The following is a 23,176-nucleotide window of genomic DNA, read 5'->3' on the forward strand; positions in this document are numbered from 1 at the left end:
GCAGCATTCTATCAGCCTCGGCCCATGCAACAAAGGCTTAACTGATGCTTATTACATGATTATCGTTGCCTATTACTCGCCATTTGATATTGAATTCATAAAGGTGCATACCGTATTCTTTTTCCCAGTTTTGCTCGCGTTGATAACCGGGGCGTGGGTCTTGCTGTAACACCTCGGTTATTAATTGCTGTAACTCTGGAAATGCTTTTTGCTGTTGCAGAATGGTATTTTCAGCCTCAGGGGAAAACGAAACGCTCATACCGCTCGTAGGCTTATCATCGGCATAGCCGCCCAAGGCATTACCGATGCTATCGGAATAGGGTAGATAGGGTTTGATATCCAAAATGGGTGTGCCATGTAATAAATCGAGCCCACGAATAATTAATTGCTTTTTCTCTACCGCCAGCAATTCCACAACAGAAAGGCCAATCGGGTTCGGCCGAAAAGTTGAACGCGTGGCAAACACGCCTTTTCGTGCGTTACCACCAAGGCGCGGCGGCCGCACTAAAGGCTTCCAACCTTGTGCTGCAGTTTCATGAAAAACAAAGGTAAGCCACAGATGGCTAAAATCCTCAATGCCACGGATGCAATCAGCATGAATAAAATCATCATAAAAATGAATAACGCCACGTGCGCTCGGAACTAATCCAGGTTGCCGCGGAATAGCGAATTTTTGCCGATAGGGTGATTCAATGTAGCCAATGGGTTTAAAAACATACTCTTGGCTGGAGCTCTTTCTATTGCCTTCATTTTTCAATGTGTTCACTTCAGCGCATTCCTAAATATTCGTATTGGTGTAAGCCACCAAACCAGTGTGGATATTTCACCATATTTTCGCGCATACCACTAAGTTTGATTTGACGTTTTGCGGAAATATCAAGAAAAACATGAATTTAAAAAACTGGCCCGAATATTGCTTTCTTTAAGTAACACATGATTTAAGTAATAAGTGATTCAAGTAACAAATGGTCTCGATAATAAATAGCTTCAGGCCAGCAGCAAAGAATTAAGCGTTAACCACAAAATGTAATCTATGATATTTAAATAAAACGATAAATAAGGGAAAACCATGAGTAAAGCAATGGAAACCACCATGAAAAAAATGAGCTGGATAGTGCTCGCATTTGTTGCCTCGTTAAGTATGCTAACTTTAAGCACATCGGCGGCGGCGAGTAGTGAAGTGGAGCGCTATCATGAGATTTCGATTGCGGATATACAACATGTTGTGCTGAAAAACGGAGTAGGGTCGGTTTATGTTGAGCAGGGAGAAGGTTCTAACTTAACTATTCGAGCCCAATTTGAAGGTAAGCGTTCCGGTATTATGCGGCGCACAAAAGATGTTAGCGATATGGACATCAATATTCGCGAGCGCAATGGAGTACTTACCCTTTCGTTTTCTGAAGATAATGTTGAAGCGACTTGGCGAGTAACCCTGCCGCGAGTTGATAAGCTTGATATTGATCTCGGCGTTGGCTTGGTTGATGTAAATATAGGTGCAACAGCTGTGAATATCGATTTAGGTGTGGGTGATGTGAAAGTGGTAGGGCTGTTAAGCGAAGCCGGAGCCGTAAGTGCCGATGTAGGAGTGGGCGCTGTGAGTATCGATGGTGCTCATGATGTTAGCTCAAAGCGCGCAATTGTGGCGGAAACCGCACGTGGGCGTGGTGATGGTGAATATCCCATAAATATTGATATTGGCGTAGGTGATGCAGGAATTCGTTTGCGCTAAACGCAGAAATAAAAAAGAGGCTCATTTTACTGAGCCTCTTTTTTGCTAGTGCTTTGCTAGTGCTTTGCTAGTTCTTTGCTAGGCATGGGGTTAAATTAAAAAATCATCTAACGAGCCGCCTGCATCAAGCGCTTCTTGAATTGGCTTTGGTGTGCGGCCTTGGCCTGTCCAAGTTTTTTCAACAGCGTTCGCATCCAGATATTTATATTTTGCTGGTTTTGCCGCTCGCGGTTTATGTACCTTGGCTTTTGTTTTAGTATTCGCCTGAGTATCAATACCGAGTACTTCTTCAGCCTTTAAACCCGCATCAGCAATTTCTTTTCGAATCCGTTCGATATCTAACTGTTTGGCAGCCAGTTTGCGTTGTTGCTCAGCTTCTTCTTCCTTGCGCTGCTCAATAATATTTGCCAATTTCGCGGCTACTTCATTTAATTCGGCAACGGATAGTTCTTTTGTTGCCGCATTTAACCTACGAGCATGGGTTAGAATATCTGTAAATTCGATCATATATATTCCTAGGTTGCGCTTTAAAAGTTGCTAAATATTAATATGAAAGTAGCGCAATACAAACACAAGTTATTAACCTTAAGCGAAAACTTACATATTTGGATACGTTGGACCACCTGTGCCCTCGGGCGTTACCCAACGAATATTCTGGCTTGGATCTTTAATATCGCACGTTTTACAATGAATACAATTTTGCGCATTTATTTGAAAACGTTTATCACCCGAATCAGTTGTTACTACCTCATAAACTCCGGCAGGGCAGTAACGTTGAGCTGGCTCATCAAATTTTTCTAAATTCACCTTAATCGGAATATCGCTATCGGCAAGCTGTAAATGGCAAGGCTGATCTTCTTCATGGTTAGTGTTAGATAAATAAACCGAAGAATTTCGATCAAAACTAACCTTGTTATCAGGTTTTGGATATTCAATAGCTTTTGCATCTTTCGCTAACTGCATACCTTCATGATCGGCTCTTGTATCTTTAATAGTAAAGGGGAGTTTCCCGCCAAAGAAGTTTTGATCTAAGGTATTATAAGCGCCACCTAACCAGGTGCCCCATTTATGAATAACCGGACCAAAGTTGCGAGAACGATATAATTCATCGTATACCCAAGAATCTTTAAATGCTTGTGTGTATTCTTGCAAATCAGCACCATGATTCTCGCCAACTACCGCAGCAAAAACTGTTTCTGCGGCTAACATGCCGCTTTTCATTGCCGTATGGTTGCCTTTAATTTTCGCGAAATTTAGAGTGCCCGCATCACAACCCACTAATACCGCACCTGGCATAGTCATTTTCGGTAATGAATAAAAGCCACCCTTAGCTATTGCCCGTGCACCATAGCTAACTCGTTTGCCATTTTCTAATAACTTGCGAATTTGTGGATGTTGTTTAAATTTCTGGAACTCCGCAAAAGGATTTAAGTGCGGGTTGGTGTAATTTAAATCAATAATTAATCCCAGAAACACTTGGCCATTCTCGGCATGATATAAATACCCGCCGCCGCTTGCCTCATCTTTTAACGGATATCCGGTAGAGTGCACAACTAAGCCTTCTTCGTGCAGTTCAGCAGGAATATCCCAGATTTCTTTAAAGCCAATAGCATAGTGTTGCACGGTACTATCTTTATCGAGCTGGTAATGTTCAATTAGTTCTTTGCCTAAATGACCACGGCAGCCTTCGGCAAAAATGGTGTATTTGGCACGTAATTCCATGCCCGGCATGTAGCCATCTTTTGGCTCGCCATCAGCGCCTACACCCATATCACCGGTAAGCACACCACACACTTCGTTATTTTCGCCGTAAATCACGTTTGCCGCCGCGAAACCAGGAAATATTTCTACACCTAGATCTTCAGCTTGGCTAGCAAGCCAGCGGCTTACATTGGCCATACTGACAATGTAGTTGCCATCGTTATGAAAAGTTTTCGGCACCATGAAATTCGGTAATTTGGATGCTTTCTCCGCACTACCAAACATATATATTTCATCGCGAGAAACAGGCGTATTAAGGGGCGCACCTCGATCTTTCCAATCAGGAAACAGTTCGGTAAGGGCGCGGGGCTCAAACACGGCCCCGGAAAGAATATGTGCACCAACTTCGGAGCCTTTCTCGATCACGCAAATTTGCAAATCTTTGCCTTGCTCTTGATTCAACTGAGCAAGCCTGCATGCAGTACTGAGCCCTGCAGGGCCCGCGCCCACAATCAGTACATCAAACTCCATACTCTCGCGTTCTACATCATGTGCAGCCATTGTGGGTACTCCTCACATTTCAAAATTTTAAATTCTGTGCTTTTATTCGTTTCAAGCTAGCTTTAATCATCAAGGCGAATGCCAAGGTTCATATCGAAGTTATTAGCTACGTAAATAACAACGTAAACACAAAAGCCTGCAAGCACAGAAACAACCGAAATATTAGCTTCAAAATAATTCGGTTTATGAAAAATAAATTATCTAGGATATTTTAACAGGAATTACGCTATTTGGCGCGGTTAACAATGCGGTTGCTTCATCGGCAGGGACAGGGCGGCTATAAAAATAGCCTTGGCCAATAGTACAACCACGCTCAATTAAGAAATCAGCCTGGGCTTGGTTCTCTACACCCTCAGCAACAATGCCGATATCTAAATTTCGCGCCAAACTTACAATGGTTTGGGTAATTGTGGCATCGTCTTTATCGTCGGGTAAATCTTTCACAAAAGAGCGATCAATTTTCAGTGCATTGATCGGGAAGTGCTTCAAATATGAGAGAGAAGAATAACCTACACCAAAATCATCGATTGCGAGCGTAATGCCATTATCACGCATATCTTGCATGAAATCGGTATGAGCTTGGCTATTTTCAATGAGTACTTGTTCAGTGAGCTCTAATTCGAGAAAAGCGGTAGGTATCCCAGCGCTGCGAACCGCATAGAGAATCTGATCTGTTAAATCGGGTACTTGGAACTGGCGGCCAGATAAATTCACGGAAACTCGAATATCATTCAAGCCCATATCACGCCACCGAGCCAATTGGCGGCAGGCTGTTTGCAGCACAAAATCTGAAATTGGCAGAATAAGCCCTGAATCTTCAGCGATGGGTATAAAACGATCGGGGCCGATAATAGTGCCATCATCTTCTATCCAACGCACTAACGCCTCCAACCCGATAATTTTACGCGTTGTCATGTCTACTTGCGGCTGATAAAACACCGCCAATTTGTTTTGTTCAATGGCATAGCGCAGTTTTTTCGATAAATCGAGCCGATCAGCCAGCTCATCATGAAGTTCTTGGCTATACACATGCCAGGTGTTGCGGCCCCGTTCTTTTGCTCGGTAAAGTGCGGTATCAGCATGGCGCATCAACGTTTCGGCATCTTCTTGGCCGGTTTGAGTAAGCGCTATGCCAATACTACCGGTAACAAAGATCTCGTAACCTTCCACATTAAAATGTTTATCCAGCGCTTCAATGATTTCGCCCGCATAAGATTCTAAATCCTCTTGTTCGCGCACATTGGTAAGCATTACCGCAAACTCATCGCCACCTAAACGAGCTAGCATTGATTTACCACCGTGCAATTCAGAAAGGCGAGTAGATACCTGCTTCAATAATGCATCACCAATGTTGTGGCCTAGGGTATCGTTTACCTCTTTAAAGTGATCAAGGTCGAGAATCATTACGCCAACGCGTAAGCTTTGCTCACGCAATATATCAAGCTCGTTGCCAAGCTGAGCAATAATCGCGTTACGGTTTGCTAAGCCGGTAAGCGAATCGTGCTCGGCTAAATAGGCTACACGCTGCTCTATTTTTTCCCGCTCTTCGATTTCATCATAAAGCTCACGATTCGCCTCTTGTAGAAGATTTTCACGAACACGGCTAACACCCAATAAGTACAAAACGAAGGTGAGTAGGCCGGTTACCAACGAACCCGCCAATAGAACTAATAAAGGCAGTTTACTCCGCATTTCTTGTAGTCGCTGCGGTGTTGGCCATAACTCTAAAATCCAAGTTTCACCGAAAATCTGAAACACACGATGATTGCCCCATTGGGCTTGTAATTCATCGTTCGGCGCGAGATCAAACATTACTTCGGCATCTGATTGGCGAATAACGTGAAAGGCGGTGTTATCGCTTAAATGGCTTGCTACAGTTAAATGCAATAAACGATTCATATCGATCACGCCGGCATAAAACCCGCTGTGTTCATCGCCATTGAAGGGCACTACTAATAGTAAATCCGCTGGATGTTCAGCCAATTCCTCTGCGCTTATCAGGTAACGTGCACCCGGATTAAAGCGGCTAAGCCATAACGCGATCGATTCGGGCACGGCAGCAGGTGGCTCCCAAGTATCCGGGTAGTGGCGCGTAACTGTGCCATCAGAAGCGATCCAAAATAAGCTACGAAACTGGCGGTAATAAGAGGTGATCAAATCGCCCTCAGCAACCCAAGCTGGGCCCACTTCACCTTGTCGGCTTACCCAAGTGAAACCGAACATGTGAGATTGCAATTCACGGCGAATTTCTAATTGTAAATCATATAGCTCAGAGTCGAGTGTGTTGCGGATGGAGTGATTATCCGAAATGCGTAAAGCGAATGTTAGGATCAGCGTGAGCGTTAATCCGATAACACCGGCGAATATAGCCTGTTTATGTTTTTTTAAATTGCGCATTTCATCATAGGAATGATTATATTTCTTATACTTTGAAGTACATTCAAAGCTCCGCTCGAACCAACGCAATTCTTTCCGTGAATTACCGACAAAATAAACTAAGTAGTTATTTTTACACGTTTAAATTTTTCGCGTCTAGTAGTGTGAGAATTTAAACGTGTAATTTCTTACAAAAATTGCTGAAAACGGAATTTACTGCCTAAGTTCTGCACGATCACGAAAGAAAGCCAACGCTTCTGGGTTTGCTAAGGCATCAGTGTTTTTCACAGTTTCGCCATGAATAACTTGGCGCACCGCGAGTTCAACGATTTTTCCGCTAATAGTTCTGGGTATATCGGCCACTTGCAGAATAACTGAAGGAACATGCCGAGGCGTAGCATTGGCGCGAATCGTTTGTTTTATTTCGTTCCGCAAATCATCGGTTAATTCAATACCTTCGCGTAACTTAACAAACAGCACAATACGTTCATCATCTTGCCATTTCTGGCCAACCGCAATGCTTTCTAATACCGCATCTACTTTCTCAACCTGTCGATAGATTTCCGCAGTGCCAATACGCACCCCACCAGGGTTTAATACCGCATCGGAGCGGCCATAGATGATCACACCACCCTCAGGTGTAAGCTCAGCGTAATCACCGTGTGCCCAAATATTTTTAAAGCGTTCAAAGTAAGCACTTTGATAGCGGCTACCATCCTTATCGTTCCAAAAGCCAATAGGCATGCAAGGAAAGCTTTGCTCACATACCAATTCGCCTTTTTCGCTGTACACAGGCTTGCCGGTATCGTTGTATACGTTAACCGCCAAACCCAAGCCGCGGCATTGCAGCTGGCCGCGATAAACCGGCAGCATTGGGTTGCCAAGGGCAAAACAAGAAACAATATCGGTACCGCCAGAAATAGAACTTAAGCAAACATCGGTTTTAATATCACGGTAAACATAATCAAAGCTCTCAGGCGCTAACACGGAACCGGTGGTAAGAATTGCGCGCAAGGAACTCAGCTTATGGCTTTCTCTTGGCTTTTCTCCCGCTTTTTCCAGTGCCGCTAGATATTTTGCGCTGGTGCCAAATACCGTAATTCCTTCTTTATCAATTAAATCAGGCATCGCGGCAGGGCTTGGATAAAAAGGAGAGCCATCGAATAATGCTAAACGGGCGCCGATCGCTAAGCCAGAAACCAACCAGTTCCACATCATCCAACCACAGGTGGTGAAATAAAACAGCGTATCTTCACGGCGTAAATCCGTATGCAGGGCATGTTCTTTTATGTGCTGCAAAAGCGTACCGCCAATACCATGAACAATGCACTTGGGCACGCCTGTAGTGCCTGAGCTAAACATAATGTATAGCGGGTCGCTAAATTTGCGGGGTGTGAATGCAAGTTCAGTAGCATTAGCATCACGATAATCATCCCATTCAATAGCATGGTTGATGCTATGCTGAATGCCGGCAAACGGAATCGTAATTAAAGCTTCTACCGAAGGTAAGTTAGCGGCAATTTCATTTACTTTATCGCTAATATTCAGTGTTTTACCGTTATAAAAATAGCCATCTACAGTGAATAATACCTTTGGTGCCACTTGGCCGAAGCGATCAAGTACACCCTGCACGCCAAAATCAGGGCTACAGCTCGACCACACCGCCCCTAAGCTTGTGGTGGCGAGCATTGCAATAATCGTTTCAATACAGTTAGGCAACATACCGGCCACACGATCACCGGCTACCACACCTTGTTGTTTGAGCTTGGCTGCAAGTTGCGCGGTGGCGAGGTAAAGTTCCGCGTATGTTATTTCGGTGCGTTCACCATGTTCGTTGGTGAATACAATGGCAGGGCGGTTATCGCGAAAGCGCAGCAAATTTTCCGCAAAATTAATTTGCGCATCTGGAAACCATTTTGCCCCCGGCATTTTATCGCCATCCACTAGCACCCGTTCGCCTTTGTTGCCAATAACTGCAAATTCATCCCACAGTAGGCTCCAAAACGCCTCTTTTTCGGTTACAGACCAAGCATGTAATGCGTCATACTGCTCAGCGGGGTTGTCGTTGGAGAAATTGAGCTGATACTTCGCTTCAACGGTGCGCAAAAATGCCATCATTTGTGTGCGTTCACGCTGTTCAATAGTAGGTTGCCACAAAAGATTGTTCGCTGAGTTCATAACATCGCCTTTATTTATGCGTTTTTGTTTTTGTATTAGGTTGCGCTTCGAGCAATACTTACGTTCGAACGAGGGGTGGTGCCGAGCGCTTTGCAAATAGCACGGCCAGCTGCAATGGCTTTATCTAAATCTACGCCGGTTTCAATGCCCATGCCATCGAGCATATACAGCACATCTTCACTGGCCACATTGCCACTTGCGCCCTTGGCGTAGGGGCAGCCTCCAAGGCCAGCAACTGCGCTATCAATTACACTCACACCCATTGGCAAACAAGCGGCTAAGTTGGCTAATGCTTGGCCGTAGGTGTTATGGAAATGCAGTGCAAGTTGTTCCATCGGCACATGATCGGCAACGGCGCCGAGCATGCGCTGTGCATGAATCGGTGTGCCTACACCAATGGTATCGCCAAGGGAAATTTCGTAGCATCCCATGTTATGAAGTTGCCGAGCTACACGCACTACTTCACTGATGGGTACCTCGCCTTGGTAGGGACAACCCAGCACACAGGAAATATAGCCACGAACGCGAACGCCGGCCGATTTCGCTGCTTCCATAACAGGCGCAAAGCGATCTAATGATTCTTCAATCGAGCAGTTTATATTCTTTTTACTGAACGCTTCCGAGGCGGCACCAAATACCGCCACTTCATCGGCACCGGCGGTCATAGCAAGCTCAAAACCTTTTAGGTTTGGCGTTAGGGCAGAGTAAGTAACGCCCTTTTTCCGTTGAATTTGCTGTAAAACTTCGCTGCTATCGGCCATTTGTGGCACCCATTTAGGGCTTACAAAGCTGGCTGATTCAATCGTTTTAAAGCCTGCCGCCGCCAAATTATGAATGAGCGCCACTTTATCGGCAGTGGTTACTGCCTGCTCATTTTGTAGCCCATCCCGTGGGCCAACTTCTACAATTCTTACCGAGCTTGGCAGGTTGTTCGCCATACTATTTGATAATCTGTTTGGCATGTGTGCATTCCTTGTTTTTTACGGCCCCTGAAGTTACGAGGCTTAGAAGCCGCTAAGGTGCTCTCCTGATTAGCGATTCAGGCTTAAAACTACTCTTCTACCGCTAAACTTATCAGCTCAGCACCATCTGATACTAGCTCGCCAGCATTGAAGAATACTTGCTCAACGGTTGCATCAAATGGGGCACGAATGGTGTATTCCATTTTCATAGCTTCCATTACCACTAAAGCTTGCCCTTCTTTAACGTGATCGCCCGTAGCTACATTTACGGCCACAATAGTGCCGTTCATGGGGGCAGTTAAATTACCGGCTTCTTCTTCATGAATTAATTCTGCCACCGCATCATATAGGCTAGCATCGAAACGGCCATAATGGCTAAACAGCGTATAACGGCCATTTTCTTGTGCTATCTCACAATGAAAGCGTAAGCCATCAACCAACACCGCGCCATCTTTGGCAAAACGCACGGCGAGTTCGTGTTCTGGCCAGTAAATAGCGTTATCGGCTTCTTCTAAATTCAGCACTGTAGCATTCTCAGCGCCGGCGGCTTGCAAGCAGATACGATGCTTTGCTGGCGCATTCACACGCCAACCATTGGCACGCGACCATGGATCTTGATTCGCCGTGTGTTGGCGGTTGCGAATAATCGAAGCTGCAATGGTAAGCAAGTTAATTGCTTCCGGTAAGCCTTTCTCGCGCTGGTGCAAGGCATCGCCATATTGCTCAATAAAGCGCGTAGTAAGCTCGGCTTTTTGGAAGGCTTCATGGCTTACAATGCGGTGCAGATAATCGGTATTGGTAGTAACCCCGGCAATGCGCGTTTCCCTTAGCGCGTTGGTTAAACGGCGTAGGGCTGATTCCCGATCGATATCCCAGACAATGAGCTTGGCGATCATTGGATCATAGAAGGTGGTTACTTCATCACCTTCCACAATGCCTGAATCCCAACGCACATAAGGTGAAACGTCCGGGTGGCGCAAGTAGGCTAGCGTGCCGGTACTCGGCATAAAGTTATCATCAGCGTTTTCAGCATAAATACGCGCTTCAAACGCATGGCCATCGAGCACAATTTCATCTTGCTGCATGGGTAACACTTCACCGGCGGCAACACGAAGCTGCCATTCTACTAGATCAACGCCGGTAATCATTTCGGTAACCGGATGTTCTACTTGTAAGCGGGTATTCATTTCCATGAAGTAAAAACTTTCATCTTCATCGAATAAGAACTCAACGGTGCCTGCGCCTACATAATCAATCGCTTGAGCAGCGCGCACTGCAGCATCGCCCATGGCTTTGCGGGTTTCTTCACTAAGGCCAGGTGCCGGAGCTTCTTCAACTACTTTTTGGTGGCGGCGTTGCACCGAACAATCACGCTCGGCAAGATACACAGCATTACCGTGCTGATCACAAAACACTTGAATTTCAACATGGCGAGGGCGGGTAATAAATTTTTCTACCAGCATTTTATCGTTGCCAAACCCAGCCTTCGCTTCGCGCCGAGCTGAGGCTAAGGCTTCGGCAAATTCACTGGCTTTTTCTACGATACGCATACCCTTACCGCCGCCACCGTAAGCGGCTTTCAGCAATACCGGGTAGCCAATTTTTTCAGCTTCAGCAGCAAGAAGATCATCACTTTGATCTTCGCCATGATAACCGGGCACCAAAGGCACGCCAGCTTCGGCCATAATATTTTTGGCAGCACTTTTTGAACCCATCGCCGCAATTGCTTTTACCGGCGGGCCGATGAAAATAAGGCCGGCATCTTGCAAGGCTTCAGCAAAGGATTCATTTTCTGATAAAAAGCCATAGCCCGGGTGAATCGCTTGGGCACCGGTACGTTTTGCCGCCGCAATTACTTTATCAGCACACAGATATGATTCACTGCTTTGCGAACCACCAATATGCACGGCCTCATCGGCTTGCAACACATGTTGCGCGTTGGTATCGGCATCAGAGTAAACTGCAACGGTTTTGATACCCATTTCGCGCGCTGTACGAATTACCCGGCAAGCGATTTCGCCACGGTTGGCGATTAGAATTTTAGATAATTGTTGAGCCATTATTTTTTTCCATCCGTTTGCGCTTGAGGCTTTGATGCTGGCGCATGTTGCCAAGCAGGAGTGCGTTTCTCAAGAAACGAGCTAAGGCCTTCTTGGCCTTCAGCGGAAACACGAATTTCAGCAATACGGCGCGCCGTTTCTGCTACCACTTCGTGATTAAGCGGCACGTTGCTCACGTGTTGAATTAGATTTTTACAGGCTTTTACTGCGGCGGGGCTATTGGCCAAGAGTGCGGTTAAGAGCGGCTCGAGTGCCTCTTCTAAATCGCCTTCGGTTACTTCATCTAGTAAGCCTAATCGGTATGCTTCCGCCGCAAAAAAGCGTTCTGCCGTTAGCATATAGCGGCGTGCTGCTGACTCGCCAAGGGCGCGCACAACATAGGGGCTAATAACCGCTGGAATGAGGCCAATTTTTACTTCCGAGAGGCAAAAGCTTGCTCGGCTATGGCCAATGGCCATATCGCAGCAAGCCACCAAGCCCACCGCGCCACCAAACGCCGCACCATTTACCAAGGCAATAGTAGGAATCGGTAATTGATCCAGTTCCCACATCAGAGCGCCTAGTTCGCCGGCATCATCCACGTTTTCCTGATAGTTTTTATCAGCCATGGAACGCATCCAATTCAAATCAGCGCCGGCAGAGAAGTTTTTACCCGCCGATTGCAGCACTAAAACCCGCGCATCGGCGTTTTCACGCACTTTACCAAGGGCAGCGCGCAACTGAGCAATAATCACATCATCAAAGGCGTTGTGAACCTCTGGGCGATTCATGGTGAGCCGAGCAACGCCGCGGCTATCAATATCTAAAACTACATGGTCAGCAGACATACACACCCCTTACATGCGGAACACGCCAAAGCGTGTATCTTCAATCGGTGCATTTAATGCCGCAGAGATACTTAAACCGAGCACCGTGCGCGTTTGCGCAGGATCGATAATGCCATCGTCCCACAACCGCGCCGAGGCATAGTAAGGGTGGCCTTGGTGCTCGTAGGTATCAATAATCGGCTGCTTGAATCTGGCTTCATCTTCCGCGCTCCAGCTTTCGCCTTTGCGTTCTTTACCATCACGGGTAACTTGCGCCATCACTCCTGCGGCTTGCTCGCCACCCATTACGGAAATACGTGCATTTGGCCACATAAACATCAGCGTTGGATCATAAGCGCGGCCACACATGCCGTAGTTACCTGCACCATAGCTACCGCCAATTAACACGGTGAACTTTGGCACTTTCGCACAACTTACGGCGGTAACCATTTTCGCACCGTGCTTGGCAATACCTTCGGCTTCGTATTTCTTGCCCACCATAAAACCAGTGATATTTTGCAAGAACACCAAAGGAATTTTGCGCTGGGCACAGAGCTCAATAAAGTGTGCGCCTTTTTGCGCTGATTCGGAAAAGAGAATGCCGTTATTTGCCACAATACCCACTAAGAAACCGTGAATACGGGCAAAGCCGGTAACTAAAGTGTTGCCGTAGTTTTGCTTGAATTCATCAAAATCAGAATCATCAACAACACGAGCAATTACTTCGCGCACATCATACGGCTTGCGCAAATCTGTGCCGACAATGCCGTAAATTTCTTCTTGGGCGTAACGGGGCGGTTTTACCGGCTCCACATCAAGTTTTGCTTTCGCAGGGCGATTCAAGCGCGATACCGAACGGCGAGCGATATCTAATGCGTGTTCATCGTTCACCGCAAAGTGATCGGCCACACCAGAAACACGGGTGTGCACATCGGCACCGCCAAGCTCTTCAGCACTTACTTCTTCGCCAGTGGCCGCTTTTACCAGCGGCGGGCCAGCTAAGAAAATAGTGCCTTGTTCTTTTACGATAATGGATTCATCTGCCATGGCTGGTACATACGCACCGCCGGCTGTACAAAGGCCCATTACCACTGCAATTTGTGGAATACCCTTCGCCGACATATTGGCTTGATTAAAGAATATGCGGCCGAAATGATCCCGATCAGGGAATACTTCATCTTGCCGAGGCAGATTCGCACCACCAGAATCAACTAAATAAATGCAGGGTAGGTGGCAGCGTTCAGCAATTTCTTGGGCGCGTAAATGCTTCTTCACCGTGAGGGGGTAATAGGTTCCGCCCTTTACCGTGGCATCGTTTGCCACAATCATGCATTCAACGCCTTCAACCCGGCCAATACCAGCAACAACGCCAGCAGCGGGCACGTAATCATCGTAAACATCCCAGGCCGCAAATTGGCCTAGTTCTAAAAACGGTGATCCGGCATCAAGCAAACGCTGAATACGATCGCGAGCTAATAGCTTGCCGCGCGATTCGTGCCGTTCTTGGTAACTTTTGCCGCCACCTTGCTTAATTTTCTCTGCTTTTTCTTGCAGATCGGCCATCACGGCCTGCATTGATTCTTTATTCGCTAAAAATGTTTCATCGCGCGAATTCACTTTACTGGTGATAATAGCCACAACGAGATTCCTTATCGGTTAGCGCTAAATTATTTCGATTCCGAAAATAACTCACGGCCAATCAGCATGCGGCGAATTTCTGAGGTTCCGGCACCAATTTCATACAGTTTGGCATCGCGCAATAAGCGGCCGGTAGGGTACTCGTTGATATAGCCATTGCCGCCCAGCAGCTGAATGGCATCGAGTGCCATTTTAGTAGCAAGCTCTGCTGCATAAAGAATAGCACCAGCCGCATCTTTACGCGTGGTTTCGCCGCGATCACAGGCTTTCGCCACCGCATAAACATAGGCACGTGCTGCGTTCATTTGCGTGTACATATCAGCAATTTTGCCTTGTACCAATTGGAATTCACCAATGGCTTGGCCGAACTGGCTGCGTTCATGAATGTAAGGCACTACCACGTCCATACACGCTTGCATAATACCTAAAGGGCCAGCCGCTAGTACCGCGCGCTCATAATCAAGGCCACTCATTAAAACTCTTACACCTTGGTTTAATTCGCCAAGAATATTCTCAGCTGGCACGCGGGCATCTTCGAATACTAATTCACAGGTGTTTGAGCCACGCATACCCAATTTATCGAGCTTCTGCGCAGTGCTGAAACCCGGTGTGTTTTCTTTTTCGATAATGAATGCGGTAATACCTTTTGAACCAGCGCTCGGCTCAGTTTTTGCGTACACTATAAGCACATCGGCATTAGGGCCGTTGGTAATCCACATTTTATTACCGTTCAAAATATAGTGATCGCCGTCTTTTTTCGCGTGCAGCTTCATGCTCACCACATCAGAACCCGCGTTTGGTTCACTCATGGCTAGGGCGCCAACGTGCTCACCACTCACCAATTTTGGTAAGTATTTTTCTTTTTGCGCTTGGCTACCGTTAATTTTTAATTGGTTTACGCAAAGGTTAGAATGGGCGCCATAGCTCAAACCTACAGAAGCAGAAGCACGGCTAATTTCTTCCATAGCAATAACGTGTTCTAAGTAGCCTAATTCAGAACCACCAAATTCTTCTGGAACGGTAATGCCAAGTAGGCCCATATCCCCAAATTTGCGCCATAAATCGGCAGGAAAATCGTTGGCCTCGTCAATTTCAGCAGCACGGGGTGCAATTTCATCGCGAGCGAATGAGTTAACTTGTTCGCGAATCATATCGGCGGTTTCACCGAGATCGAAATTGAAAGGTTTATAGGCGCTAATCATGGGTTCTCCTTGGTTTTTTCTGAAAGTTCAGCAAGGCACCCGCTCTCTACGGCGGTGAGCTCATGCAAAACAACTTTAATGTCTTCGAGTTGTTGGCGCAGGGCCAATTTTTTGTCGTCTATTAAACGCAACATGGTTTGTAATTGGTTCACGCTGCTGCCATCGCGATCATACATATCGAACAACGTTTTAGTTTCCGCTAACGTAAAGCCAAGGCGTTTTCCCCGTAAAATTAGCTTGAGGCGAACACGGTCTTTTTGCGTGTAAATGCGGGTTTGGCCGCGGCGCTCAGGGCTCATTAACCCTTGATCTTCGTAGAAACGAATGCTGCGTGTGGTGATATCAAATTCTTTGGCTAAATCGCCGATACTAAAAAAATCCTGAGTGCGGCGAACGCGTTCAGGGCTAGTTTCGAATTCTGCTGCCATTGCTGATGCGGTGGTATTCTGCATGTTACTATTCCCACTTACTTGCCATTCGGCACTTATACACGATAAGCTAACATGAAGTTTACGTTAACGTAAAGTTTTACAACCTTCAGGAGATAAGTTTCATGAGCTCAGATTCAGTAGTTATTGTTTCCGCCGCGCGCACGCCAATGGGCGGTTTCATGGGCGAGTTAAGCCCTGTGAGCGCACCCGAATTAGGCGCCGCTGCGATCAAAGCGGCCGTGAGCCGCGCCGGAATCGCAGGCGATGATGTGAGCGAAGTGATTATGGGCTGCGTGCTGCCCGCAGGTTTAAAGCAAGCACCTGCCCGGCAAGCCATGATTGGCGCCGGCTTACCACTTGGTACCGGTGCTACCACGATTAATAAAGTATGTGGTTCAGGCTTGAAAACAGTTATGTTTGGCCACGATTTAATCAAAGCAGGCTCGGCCAATGTAGTGGTAGCTGGCGGCATGGAAAGCATGTCGAATGCACCTTACTTGTTGGATAAAGCACGTGGCGGCTATCGCATGGGGCACGGGCAAGTTATCGACCACATGATGTTCGATGGCCTGCAAGATGCGTATGAAGGCAAAGCTATGGGCTGTTACGCGCAAGATACCGCTGATAGTTACGGTTTCACTCGCGAAGACATGGACGATTTCGCAATTCGCTCATTAACGCGCGCGCAGAACGCGATTAATGAAGGCTTGTTTGCCGATGAAATTGAGCCGTTAACTTACAGCGATCGCAAAGGCGACGTAACGGTAACCATTGATGAGCAACCTGGTAAAGCCCGCATTGATAAAATTCCAAGTTTGCGCCCAGCGTTCGCAAAGGATGGCACAGTAACTGCCGCCAACTCATCATCCATTTCCGATGGTGCTGCAGCGCTCGTATTAATGCGTGAAAGCGATGCTAAAGCCCGTGGTTTAACCCCCTTGGCGCGTATCGTTTCTCATGCCACCCATTCGCAAAAACCTTCAGAGTTCACTATGGCGCCCGTGGGCGCAATGAACAAGGCGCTGGAGCAAGCAGGGTGGAGCAAAGACGATGTAGATCTTTGGGAAATCAATGAAGCCTTCGCTATGGTTACTATGATTGCGATTAAAGATATGCAGCTTGATGATGCAAAAGTAAACGTGAATGGTGGGGCTTGCGCACTTGGCCACCCAATTGGCGCTTCCGGTGCACGTTTATTAGTAACCTTGCTACATGCGCTTAAACAACACGGTAAAAGCAAAGGCGTCACTTCACTCTGCATCGGTGGTGGTGAAGCGGTAGCACTAGCGGTAGAAATGATTTAAAGCTTTTGGCGCTGGTGTTTTACGGCGCCAACTCTGTGTTACAGGTAGAGCCAACTAAAGATATAGTGGTAATTCATAAAAAAAGGCCCTGCCGCGGGTTGGGAATCGCGGCAGGGCCTTTATATTTAAAATAAGTTTTGGTGTAGACTTAAATTAGTTTCGAAAATTGATAAACGAACTACAACACGTATGCGTACAAGTAAGCCGCAATAGTAATGATTCCGAGCACTGCGATTACTCCTGGAACCATAACGTTATACAATAAGTTTTTGCGGATTTCTTCTATCATAATTAACTCCTCAGCCAATAATATAATTAACTCGAAGCAAAATGTGTTGTCTGTGCGCTTCAATCTCCAGACGCCACGTATTATATCCTTTACAAGGATTTATTGTGGAATATTCGCATGAAATCGATTTATGGATATCAGAAGTTAAAGTAGGGGTACTTTAACCTAAACGAGGATTAGAAAAAGTATGGCAGATGTACAAATCTCAGCACGGGTTAGCATTCCTGATAGCGAAATTGAGTGGCAATTTATCCGCTCAAGTGGAGCGGGTGGGCAAAACGTAAATAAAGTAGCCACTGCCGCACAGCTTATTTTTGACATCAATGCCTCGAGCTTGCCTGAGTTTTACAAAGAAAAACTTCTTAATAAGAGCGATCACCGCATTACCCAAAGCGGCAAAATCATTATTAAGTGTCAAGAGAGCCGCAGCCAACTTGCCAACCGCGAACAAGCTCTAGCTGATTTCATTCAATTGGTTGCCAGCGTAGCTATTGTGCCGAAGAAACGCATCGCCACACGCCCCACCAAAGCCAGCAAAACCCGCCGTATTGTAGCCAAAAAACAACGTGGCAACATAAAAGCGGCACGCAAAAAGCCCGGTACTGAGGGGTAACCTCCGTGGGAATTAATTCTTGCCGGTATTTGCAAAATTGGGTATTGTTGATTTTTCGTTAAGGAAGTATTTGAGGCCGGAAGCCAGGTTTAATGTTGCGCTACCGTGCGGTAGCGTACCCATCGCAATATTTCCCCCGCTATTTCCCGCTTGTGTCCACCTGTCCCGCGTGTAAGCTGCGCAGAATTATCATCGTTTCCCGGAATGACCTTAAAAAAGGGACGGAAGATTTGGTGTACCTTCCGTGGGATGGGGCATTTTTTAAACTCGAAAGAAGTGCTCGCTAGTGGAAGCAGCGATTTAAAGATTTTACCTTTCCATATTATTGGTAGCGCTAAGCGACAATCAACCGCCTTACTTTTAATTCATTTCGATGTTGCTCAGCATGCCAAAGCTGATATTGAGATTGTTGTTCAAGCCAGCTTTCTGCTGAAGTATCGAAAGCGATGGACAGACGAACCGCCATTTCTGGGCTGATACCCGCCCGTCCATTAAGAATTGAACTAAGAGTCTTTCTGCTAACGCCTAGCGCGTCCGCTGCTTCGGTAACGGAGATACCTAGAGGTTCAAGACATAGTTCTTTAATTATTTCACCAGGATGGGGTGGGTTGTGCATAAGCATAATATACCTCAATGATAATCTTCATAATTGACAGTGCCGACATCGTTACCGAGAAAAACAAAAGTTACTCGCCAGTTGCCACTTACATTAACGGACCACGTACCGGAACGGTTTCCAGTCAGTTTATGCAAACGTAGCCCCGGTAAATTCATGTCTCTTGGTTCAGTTGCCACATTCAATTGCCCAAGAATTAACCGCAAACGCTTCGTATGTGTAGCTTGAATTCCATTAGTACAACCGGTGTGAAAGAACCTTTGTAGACCTTTATGTTTAAAACTTTGAATCATAGTTAATGTAACCTATAACGCCTCAGGTATCAATCGGGTTTTCAGGGCTACTAACACCAATTAATCGGATCTAAGCAGATCTAGCGGGCTTGCGGTTCCAGCGTAGTGTTGTCCAACAACATGAGTGTAAATTTGAGTTGTGGCTAAATCATTGTGGCCGAGCAATTCTTGAACGGTACGAATATCGCACCCGTTTTGTAGTAAGTGAGTTGCGAATGAGTGTCGGAATGTGTGGCAGTTTACTTTTTTCCGAATGTTCGCCTTATTTACTGCGGGTTGTAGAGCTTTTCTTACCGAACTATCGTGCATATGATGCCGACATAGCTCTCCCGTTATTGGGTGGGCTGATAGAATGCTTGACGGGAATACATACATCCAACCCGGACGCCGAAACGCATTTGGATATTTTTTACTTAATGCAGGTGGAAGCGATGGTCCGAGCCCATTTTTATTGTCATTGATCTGAATTTGAAGTGAGGTCTCGATAGCATTTGATAAACGCTTGTGTAGGCTCTGGCTTAACAGCGTTTGTCGATCTTTGTTGCCTTTTCCATCGCGAACAGTAAGCGCCGATGTTTTCAGGCAAATATCTTGAACTCTCAAGCGTAGGCATTCGTTAACTCGCAACCCCGAGCCATAAAGCAGTTCGATAATAAGGCCATAGATCCCGTTCATATTATTAATAATACTCAGAACCTCTTGAGCTGTGAGTACTACTGGTAGCTTGCGTTGATACGTTGCTAGAGTGAACCCTAAATCACCTAGTTCTTTGCCAAGTACTTTCTGATACATAAACACCAAAGCGTTTAACGCCACTTTCTGAGTGTTTGGCGCGACATGCTTTACTGAAGCAAGCCAAGTGAGAAATGATTTAACTTCTTCACCACCCATTTGCTCGGGGTGCTTCAAATCATGAAATCGAATGTATTGTTTAATCCAGTAAAGGTAAGTTTTTTCAGTTCGCGGCGCATAACCGCGCAATCGAATTTCGGCACGGAGCATTTCCATAAAAGGGCTTTTACCCATAGCATCGTTCCTTGAGCTATTTCTAGTTTAATTAAAACAATTATCTGTTATCAGGTGAATTTAGCCATTCACGATTTAGTAAGCTTTTGCGCATACTATCGAATTGCTGATTTAGAAAAAGCGAGTTATGGTAAAGACATAGGAAAATTCGGTACCCAGATATACGGAATCGCAAAGGAGTTTTTGCGCATTCTCGCTATCTAAAATATACGTGAACGCTCGATTTGCTTGTTTGGTAATTAAGTTGTATTCAAAGAGTAAAGCGTTGTGAAGTGGGGCGTTCGTTCAAATTATACCGCGGGATTGAGCCCGATACACCGCTCCTTCCTGCTATACAAATGTTAAGTCGCTCGGCCCTTTCTATTCTGAGAGGGCGGAGCCACTTCAGAAGTAGCTGCCATTTGCTGGCAGTCCGGCATCAGGGATCGTGCCGTTCCTATCTCGGCAGCTTCGTTCCTTGTGCCTTTAATGAAGGTTGTGGTTCAGCAGGTCTTGCGCATTCTGCGTGGCTTGCCAGAATCAGGTTATTGGGGGCATCCAGCCGTATCGTTCTATCGGGTGCCATATTTAGGGTTAGGCTCGCGTTCGCTCGCAACGTGCCAGTAGCTGGCTATGAGCGTCGCTTGCTTAACCAGGTGAAGCACGCGACAAGCGCGTGTTCACGGCGTTAGAAGGCTTAGTTATACATTACGCGCCTGTTAACCGTAGTTGACAGGTCTATATTCGTTAACTATAGTTTACCCATGATTGAAATCCGAACAACAACAGCGTTCTCGAGATGGTTTAAGTCTCTCAAGGATCGCAGAGCGAAAGCGAGGATTCAGGCGCGTATCGATCGCGTTGAGATGGGGCACTTTGGGGACGTAGCACCAGTAGGGGATGGTATAAGCGAGCTCCGTATCTTCTACGGGCCAGGATACCGAGTCTACTTTGTTCAGAAGGGGCCTGTTGTTGTGATTTTACTTTCAGGTGGTGATAAAAGCTCTCAACAAGCAGATATCGCTAAAGCCAAAGAAATTGCGAAGCAATTAGAGGTATAGGCTATGAACGTTAAAACTAAGCGTTGGGACTCAGCAGAACATCTTAAAACCCAAGAAGATGTCCAACTTTATCTTGAGGCATGCATTGAAGAGGCCGGTGACGATCCGGCATTTATTGTTCATGCTTTAAGTGTTGTCGCTCGCGCTCAAAACATGAGTCAACTTGCGAGGGATGCAGGACTGACGCGAGAAGGACTGTACAAAGCATTATCACCAGAAGGTAACCCTACCTTTGCTACCGTAGCTAAAGTTGCTAAAGCGCTTGGTTTGCAGTTAACCATTCAAGCATCTGCGAATTCACCTTCTAACAATCAATTGCATGCGACCGGTACAACCGGCGCATGAATTGGGCGTTAGCACCAAAAAACAGTTGACCTCATATAATCCATTGGATTATAGTTTGCGTTATGCAAACTATTGTAGAACTACCAGAATTTCAAAAACGAGCTTCGAGCTTGCTCAATGAAGATGAAATTGCAAGTATCATAAATTACTTGGCTGCGCACCCGCAATCAGGCGATATTATGCAAGGCACTGGTGGTATTAGGAAATTACGGTGGTCTGCACAAGGAAGAGGTAAAAGTGGTGGTGTTCGGGTGATTTATTATTATCACAGTGGTGCCGTACCTCTTTTTCTTCTTACCGTTTTTGGTAAAGGTGAAAAGGCGAACCTCAGTAAAGCCGAACGCAATGACCTCGCCAAATTCACAAGTTTACTTCTGCAAAATTATGGTGATTCAAATGGCTAGCGCATTCTCAAGTATTAAGCAGGGCCTCAAAGAGGCCATTGATTATTCTGGTGGCAAAGTGAAAAATGCGATTGTACATGAGTTCAGTCCACTAGATGTAAAGCAAGTCCGAGCTCAAGTAGGTATGTCGCAAAGCGAGTTTGCTTCAGCTTTCGGTATTAGTGTCAGTACTCTTCGTCACTGGGAAAGAGGGGATCGTAAACCTCAGGGACCAGCGTTAGTTCTTCTAAATGTAGTTTCTAAAGAGCCTGAAACCGTACTCAGAGCCTTGGCCTCATAAAAATGCTAACCAGTAGCTCTACCGGACTTGTTAAAGCTGTCACCTTTTATGCAAAAAGACGCATAAAAAGCGCTATCTTCACCAATCCGGTAAGCTAGGCGTTAGCAGTTCACTACACCTACCTTGCTAAATGAGTAAAAAAGGGATAATTTATACTCATGGATATTTTCGAGTTTGATGACGCGAAAAGTCAGGCGAATCGCCATAAGCATGGAATCGACTTCCATGACGCCCAAGCTTTATGGGAAGACCAAGACCTATTGGAAGTTCGGGCGAAACCATCCGATGAACCTCGTTACTTGGTTATTGGTCTTATAGGGATGAAGCACTGGTCTGCTGTCATCACTTATCGAGGTGAGAAGATTCGTCTTATTTCGGTACGACGTTCGCGTAAGAGAGAGGTAGAGTTGTATGAAAGCTAAAGATTTTGACACGAAGTTTGATGAAGGTGCAGATGACATCATTGATGATCTGGATGTCAAGAGCGTACGGCGGGTAAACCAGGAAGCGAAACGTATTAATGTAGACTTTCCTGCTTGGGTAGTTGAGTCACTTGATCGCGAAGCTGCTCGAATAGGTGTTACTCGACAATCAATCATTAAAGTTTGGCTGGTGGAGCGTTTGCGAGCTGAAGCTGCTAACAAGCCGCTCAAAAGTGACACCGCAAGCGGCGCACATTAGCGGAGCGTTAGGCGGCAAATAGAGTATGCGAAACTTAATCACAATATTGTCTCTAGCAATCATAGTCGGTTGCTCCGCTAAGACACACACTCCTCAAGCAACATTCTCTATACCTGCATCAAAAGAGAATTCTATTGAGGCACGTAAAGTGCTGCACGAGATAGCTATCGATAATAATTTGATGTTCGAGGACGGTTCACACAAATTCCCAAGTGGCACTGCTACAACCATCGCAGTAGCTGAAAGGGTAGATGGCCTGCAACTTATTTTATTAGGTGCTTCTGAAGTGGGCCAAATAACTATTGCAGTTCACTGCCATGAGGATTGCAAAGAATGGCAAGGTATACATCAAGTGGCAAAATCTCGGTTTGCGAAGCAATGGGTAATTTCAGAGTGAGCGTCGCGCCTAACAAGCGCATGTTGTCGGACTGGTTTTCCGCTACGCTCCAAACCAGCCGCAAATGCGGGCGTTATGTTTCGGCAATCCTTTTCTTGCGAAATCCTAGACTGTAAGGTACATTTATAAGTACATTAAGTTGTACATAGGTGATGCCAATGACAAGAGTACATGTAGACGAAGATATTCGACCTCTATCTGAATTTCGGGCCGGAGTTGCAAAGTTTGTGAAGCAAATCCATGA

24 protein-coding genes are annotated in these 23,176 nt (G+C 46.0%); 10 read left to right on the forward strand and 14 right to left on the reverse strand.

Features of this window, described 5'->3' with window-relative positions; translation table 11 throughout:
• Positions 1-37 precede the first annotated feature (37 nt).
• The gene (gene tsaA / locus CWE08_RS06660) at positions 38-766 is read right to left on the reverse strand and encodes a tRNA (N6-threonylcarbamoyladenosine(37)-N6)-methyltransferase TrmO (protein ID WP_420837079.1); all 729 of its coding nucleotides are present in this window, start codon (positions 764-766) and stop codon (positions 38-40) included.
• A gap of 303 nt (positions 767-1,069) precedes the next feature.
• Here tsaA and CWE08_RS06665 point away from each other — a divergent pair, with 303 nt between their 5' ends.
• Positions 1,070-1,729: a hypothetical protein gene (locus CWE08_RS06665; protein WP_126766946.1), complete on the forward strand. Its 660-nt coding sequence runs from the start codon at positions 1,070-1,072 to the stop codon at positions 1,727-1,729.
• Positions 1,730-1,819: 90 nt separating this feature from the next.
• Here CWE08_RS06665 and CWE08_RS06670 read toward each other — a convergent pair whose 3' ends face one another.
• The 10 genes from CWE08_RS06670 to CWE08_RS06715 form a co-directional block, all read right to left on the reverse strand.
• Positions 1,820-2,236, reverse strand: a complete 417-nt coding sequence (locus tag CWE08_RS06670) for an H-NS family histone-like protein (protein ID WP_126766948.1) — start codon at positions 2,234-2,236, stop codon at positions 1,820-1,822.
• A 90-nt stretch (positions 2,237-2,326) separates the two neighbouring features.
• Positions 2,327-3,991, reverse strand: coding sequence for an electron transfer flavoprotein-ubiquinone oxidoreductase (locus CWE08_RS06675; RefSeq protein WP_126766950.1), 1,665 nt, complete (start codon positions 3,989-3,991; stop codon positions 2,327-2,329).
• A 201-nt stretch (positions 3,992-4,192) separates the two neighbouring features.
• Positions 4,193-6,388, reverse strand: a complete 2,196-nt coding sequence (locus CWE08_RS06680) for a putative bifunctional diguanylate cyclase/phosphodiesterase (protein WP_126766952.1) — start codon at positions 6,386-6,388, stop codon at positions 4,193-4,195.
• Between the two features lie 192 nt (positions 6,389-6,580).
• On the reverse strand, positions 6,581-8,545 hold the full coding sequence (locus tag CWE08_RS06685) for an acetoacetate--CoA ligase (protein ID WP_126766954.1): 1,965 nt from the start codon (positions 8,543-8,545) through the stop codon (positions 6,581-6,583).
• A gap of 35 nt (positions 8,546-8,580) precedes the next feature.
• Positions 8,581-9,507: a hydroxymethylglutaryl-CoA lyase gene (locus tag CWE08_RS06690; RefSeq protein WP_275540782.1), complete on the reverse strand. Its 927-nt coding sequence runs from the start codon at positions 9,505-9,507 to the stop codon at positions 8,581-8,583.
• An 89-nt stretch (positions 9,508-9,596) separates the two neighbouring features.
• The gene (locus CWE08_RS06695) at positions 9,597-11,567 is read right to left on the reverse strand and encodes an acetyl/propionyl/methylcrotonyl-CoA carboxylase subunit alpha (RefSeq protein ID WP_126766956.1); all 1,971 of its coding nucleotides are present in this window, start codon (positions 11,565-11,567) and stop codon (positions 9,597-9,599) included.
• Positions 11,567-12,394 (reverse strand): enoyl-CoA hydratase-related protein, encoded by an 828-nt coding sequence (locus CWE08_RS06700; RefSeq protein ID WP_126766958.1) that lies wholly within the window; start codon positions 12,392-12,394, stop codon positions 11,567-11,569. Before CWE08_RS06700 ends, CWE08_RS06695 begins: the two co-directional genes overlap by 1 nt.
• Before the next feature lie 9 nt (positions 12,395-12,403).
• Entirely contained in the window at positions 12,404-14,011 is a 1,608-nt protein-coding gene (locus CWE08_RS06705) for a carboxyl transferase domain-containing protein (RefSeq protein WP_126766960.1), read from the reverse strand.
• 29 nt (positions 14,012-14,040) lie between these two features.
• A complete protein-coding gene (locus CWE08_RS06710; protein WP_126766962.1) occupies positions 14,041-15,213 on the reverse strand; it encodes an isovaleryl-CoA dehydrogenase in 1,173 nt (390 codons plus the stop codon).
• The gene (locus CWE08_RS06715; protein WP_126767004.1) at positions 15,210-15,641 is read right to left on the reverse strand and encodes a MerR family transcriptional regulator; all 432 of its coding nucleotides are present in this window, start codon (positions 15,639-15,641) and stop codon (positions 15,210-15,212) included. The genes CWE08_RS06710 and CWE08_RS06715 overlap by 4 nt, the downstream gene beginning before the upstream one ends.
• Before the next feature lie 125 nt (positions 15,642-15,766).
• On the opposite strand from CWE08_RS06715, the gene CWE08_RS06720 reads away from it, so the two are divergent.
• A complete protein-coding gene (locus CWE08_RS06720; RefSeq protein WP_126766964.1) occupies positions 15,767-16,948 on the forward strand; it encodes a thiolase family protein in 1,182 nt (393 codons plus the stop codon).
• A gap of 476 nt (positions 16,949-17,424) precedes the next feature.
• Positions 17,425-17,850 carry an alternative ribosome rescue aminoacyl-tRNA hydrolase ArfB gene (gene arfB, locus CWE08_RS06725; protein ID WP_126766966.1) on the forward strand — a complete coding sequence of 142 codons (426 nt, stop codon included), beginning with the start codon at positions 17,425-17,427 and terminating at the stop codon, positions 17,848-17,850.
• Positions 17,851-18,184: 334 nt separating this feature from the next.
• Here arfB and CWE08_RS06730 read toward each other — a convergent pair whose 3' ends face one another.
• Genes CWE08_RS06730 through CWE08_RS06740 form a run of 3 tightly spaced genes read right to left on the reverse strand, consistent with a single transcriptional unit; the run spans position 18,185 to position 19,785 of the window.
• Positions 18,185-18,472 carry a HigA family addiction module antitoxin gene (locus CWE08_RS06730; protein ID WP_126766967.1) on the reverse strand — a complete coding sequence of 96 codons (288 nt, stop codon included), beginning with the start codon at positions 18,470-18,472 and terminating at the stop codon, positions 18,185-18,187.
• An 8-nt stretch (positions 18,473-18,480) separates the two neighbouring features.
• On the reverse strand, positions 18,481-18,759 hold the full coding sequence (locus CWE08_RS06735; protein ID WP_126766969.1) for a type II toxin-antitoxin system RelE/ParE family toxin: 279 nt from the start codon (positions 18,757-18,759) through the stop codon (positions 18,481-18,483).
• Positions 18,760-18,819: 60 nt separating this feature from the next.
• The gene (locus CWE08_RS06740) at positions 18,820-19,785 is read right to left on the reverse strand and encodes an integron integrase (RefSeq protein ID WP_126766971.1); all 966 of its coding nucleotides are present in this window, start codon (positions 19,783-19,785) and stop codon (positions 18,820-18,822) included.
• Between the two features lie 743 nt (positions 19,786-20,528).
• On the opposite strand from CWE08_RS06740, the gene CWE08_RS06745 reads away from it, so the two are divergent.
• The 7 genes from CWE08_RS06745 (at position 20,529) to CWE08_RS06775 (ending at position 22,932) form a co-directional block, all read left to right on the forward strand.
• Complete coding sequence (locus CWE08_RS06745) at positions 20,529-20,825, forward strand: type II toxin-antitoxin system RelE/ParE family toxin (RefSeq protein ID WP_126766972.1); 297 nt, start codon at positions 20,529-20,531, stop codon at positions 20,823-20,825.
• A gap of 3 nt (positions 20,826-20,828) precedes the next feature.
• Complete coding sequence (locus tag CWE08_RS06750) at positions 20,829-21,170, forward strand: addiction module antidote protein (protein WP_126766974.1); 342 nt, start codon at positions 20,829-20,831, stop codon at positions 21,168-21,170.
• Between the two features lie 62 nt (positions 21,171-21,232).
• A complete protein-coding gene (locus tag CWE08_RS06755) occupies positions 21,233-21,574 on the forward strand; it encodes a type II toxin-antitoxin system RelE/ParE family toxin (protein ID WP_126766976.1) in 342 nt (113 codons plus the stop codon).
• Positions 21,567-21,854: a NadS family protein gene (gene nadS, locus CWE08_RS06760; protein WP_126766977.1), complete on the forward strand. Its 288-nt coding sequence runs from the start codon at positions 21,567-21,569 to the stop codon at positions 21,852-21,854. The genes CWE08_RS06755 and nadS overlap by 8 nt, the downstream gene beginning before the upstream one ends.
• A gap of 158 nt (positions 21,855-22,012) precedes the next feature.
• The gene (locus CWE08_RS06765) at positions 22,013-22,276 is read left to right on the forward strand and encodes a BrnT family toxin (RefSeq protein ID WP_126766979.1); all 264 of its coding nucleotides are present in this window, start codon (positions 22,013-22,015) and stop codon (positions 22,274-22,276) included.
• Positions 22,266-22,535, forward strand: coding sequence for a type II toxin-antitoxin system BrnA family antitoxin (brnA, locus tag CWE08_RS06770; protein ID WP_126766981.1), 270 nt, complete (start codon positions 22,266-22,268; stop codon positions 22,533-22,535). The genes CWE08_RS06765 and brnA overlap by 11 nt, the downstream gene beginning before the upstream one ends.
• A 25-nt stretch (positions 22,536-22,560) precedes the next feature.
• A complete protein-coding gene (locus CWE08_RS06775) occupies positions 22,561-22,932 on the forward strand; it encodes a hypothetical protein (RefSeq protein ID WP_126766983.1) in 372 nt (123 codons plus the stop codon).
• The last annotated feature ends 244 nt before the right edge of the window (positions 22,933-23,176 follow it).

Origin of the sequence: Aliidiomarina iranensis, assembly GCF_003987135.1 — a bacterium.
GTDB lineage: Bacteria > Pseudomonadota > Gammaproteobacteria > Enterobacterales > Alteromonadaceae > Aliidiomarina > Aliidiomarina iranensis.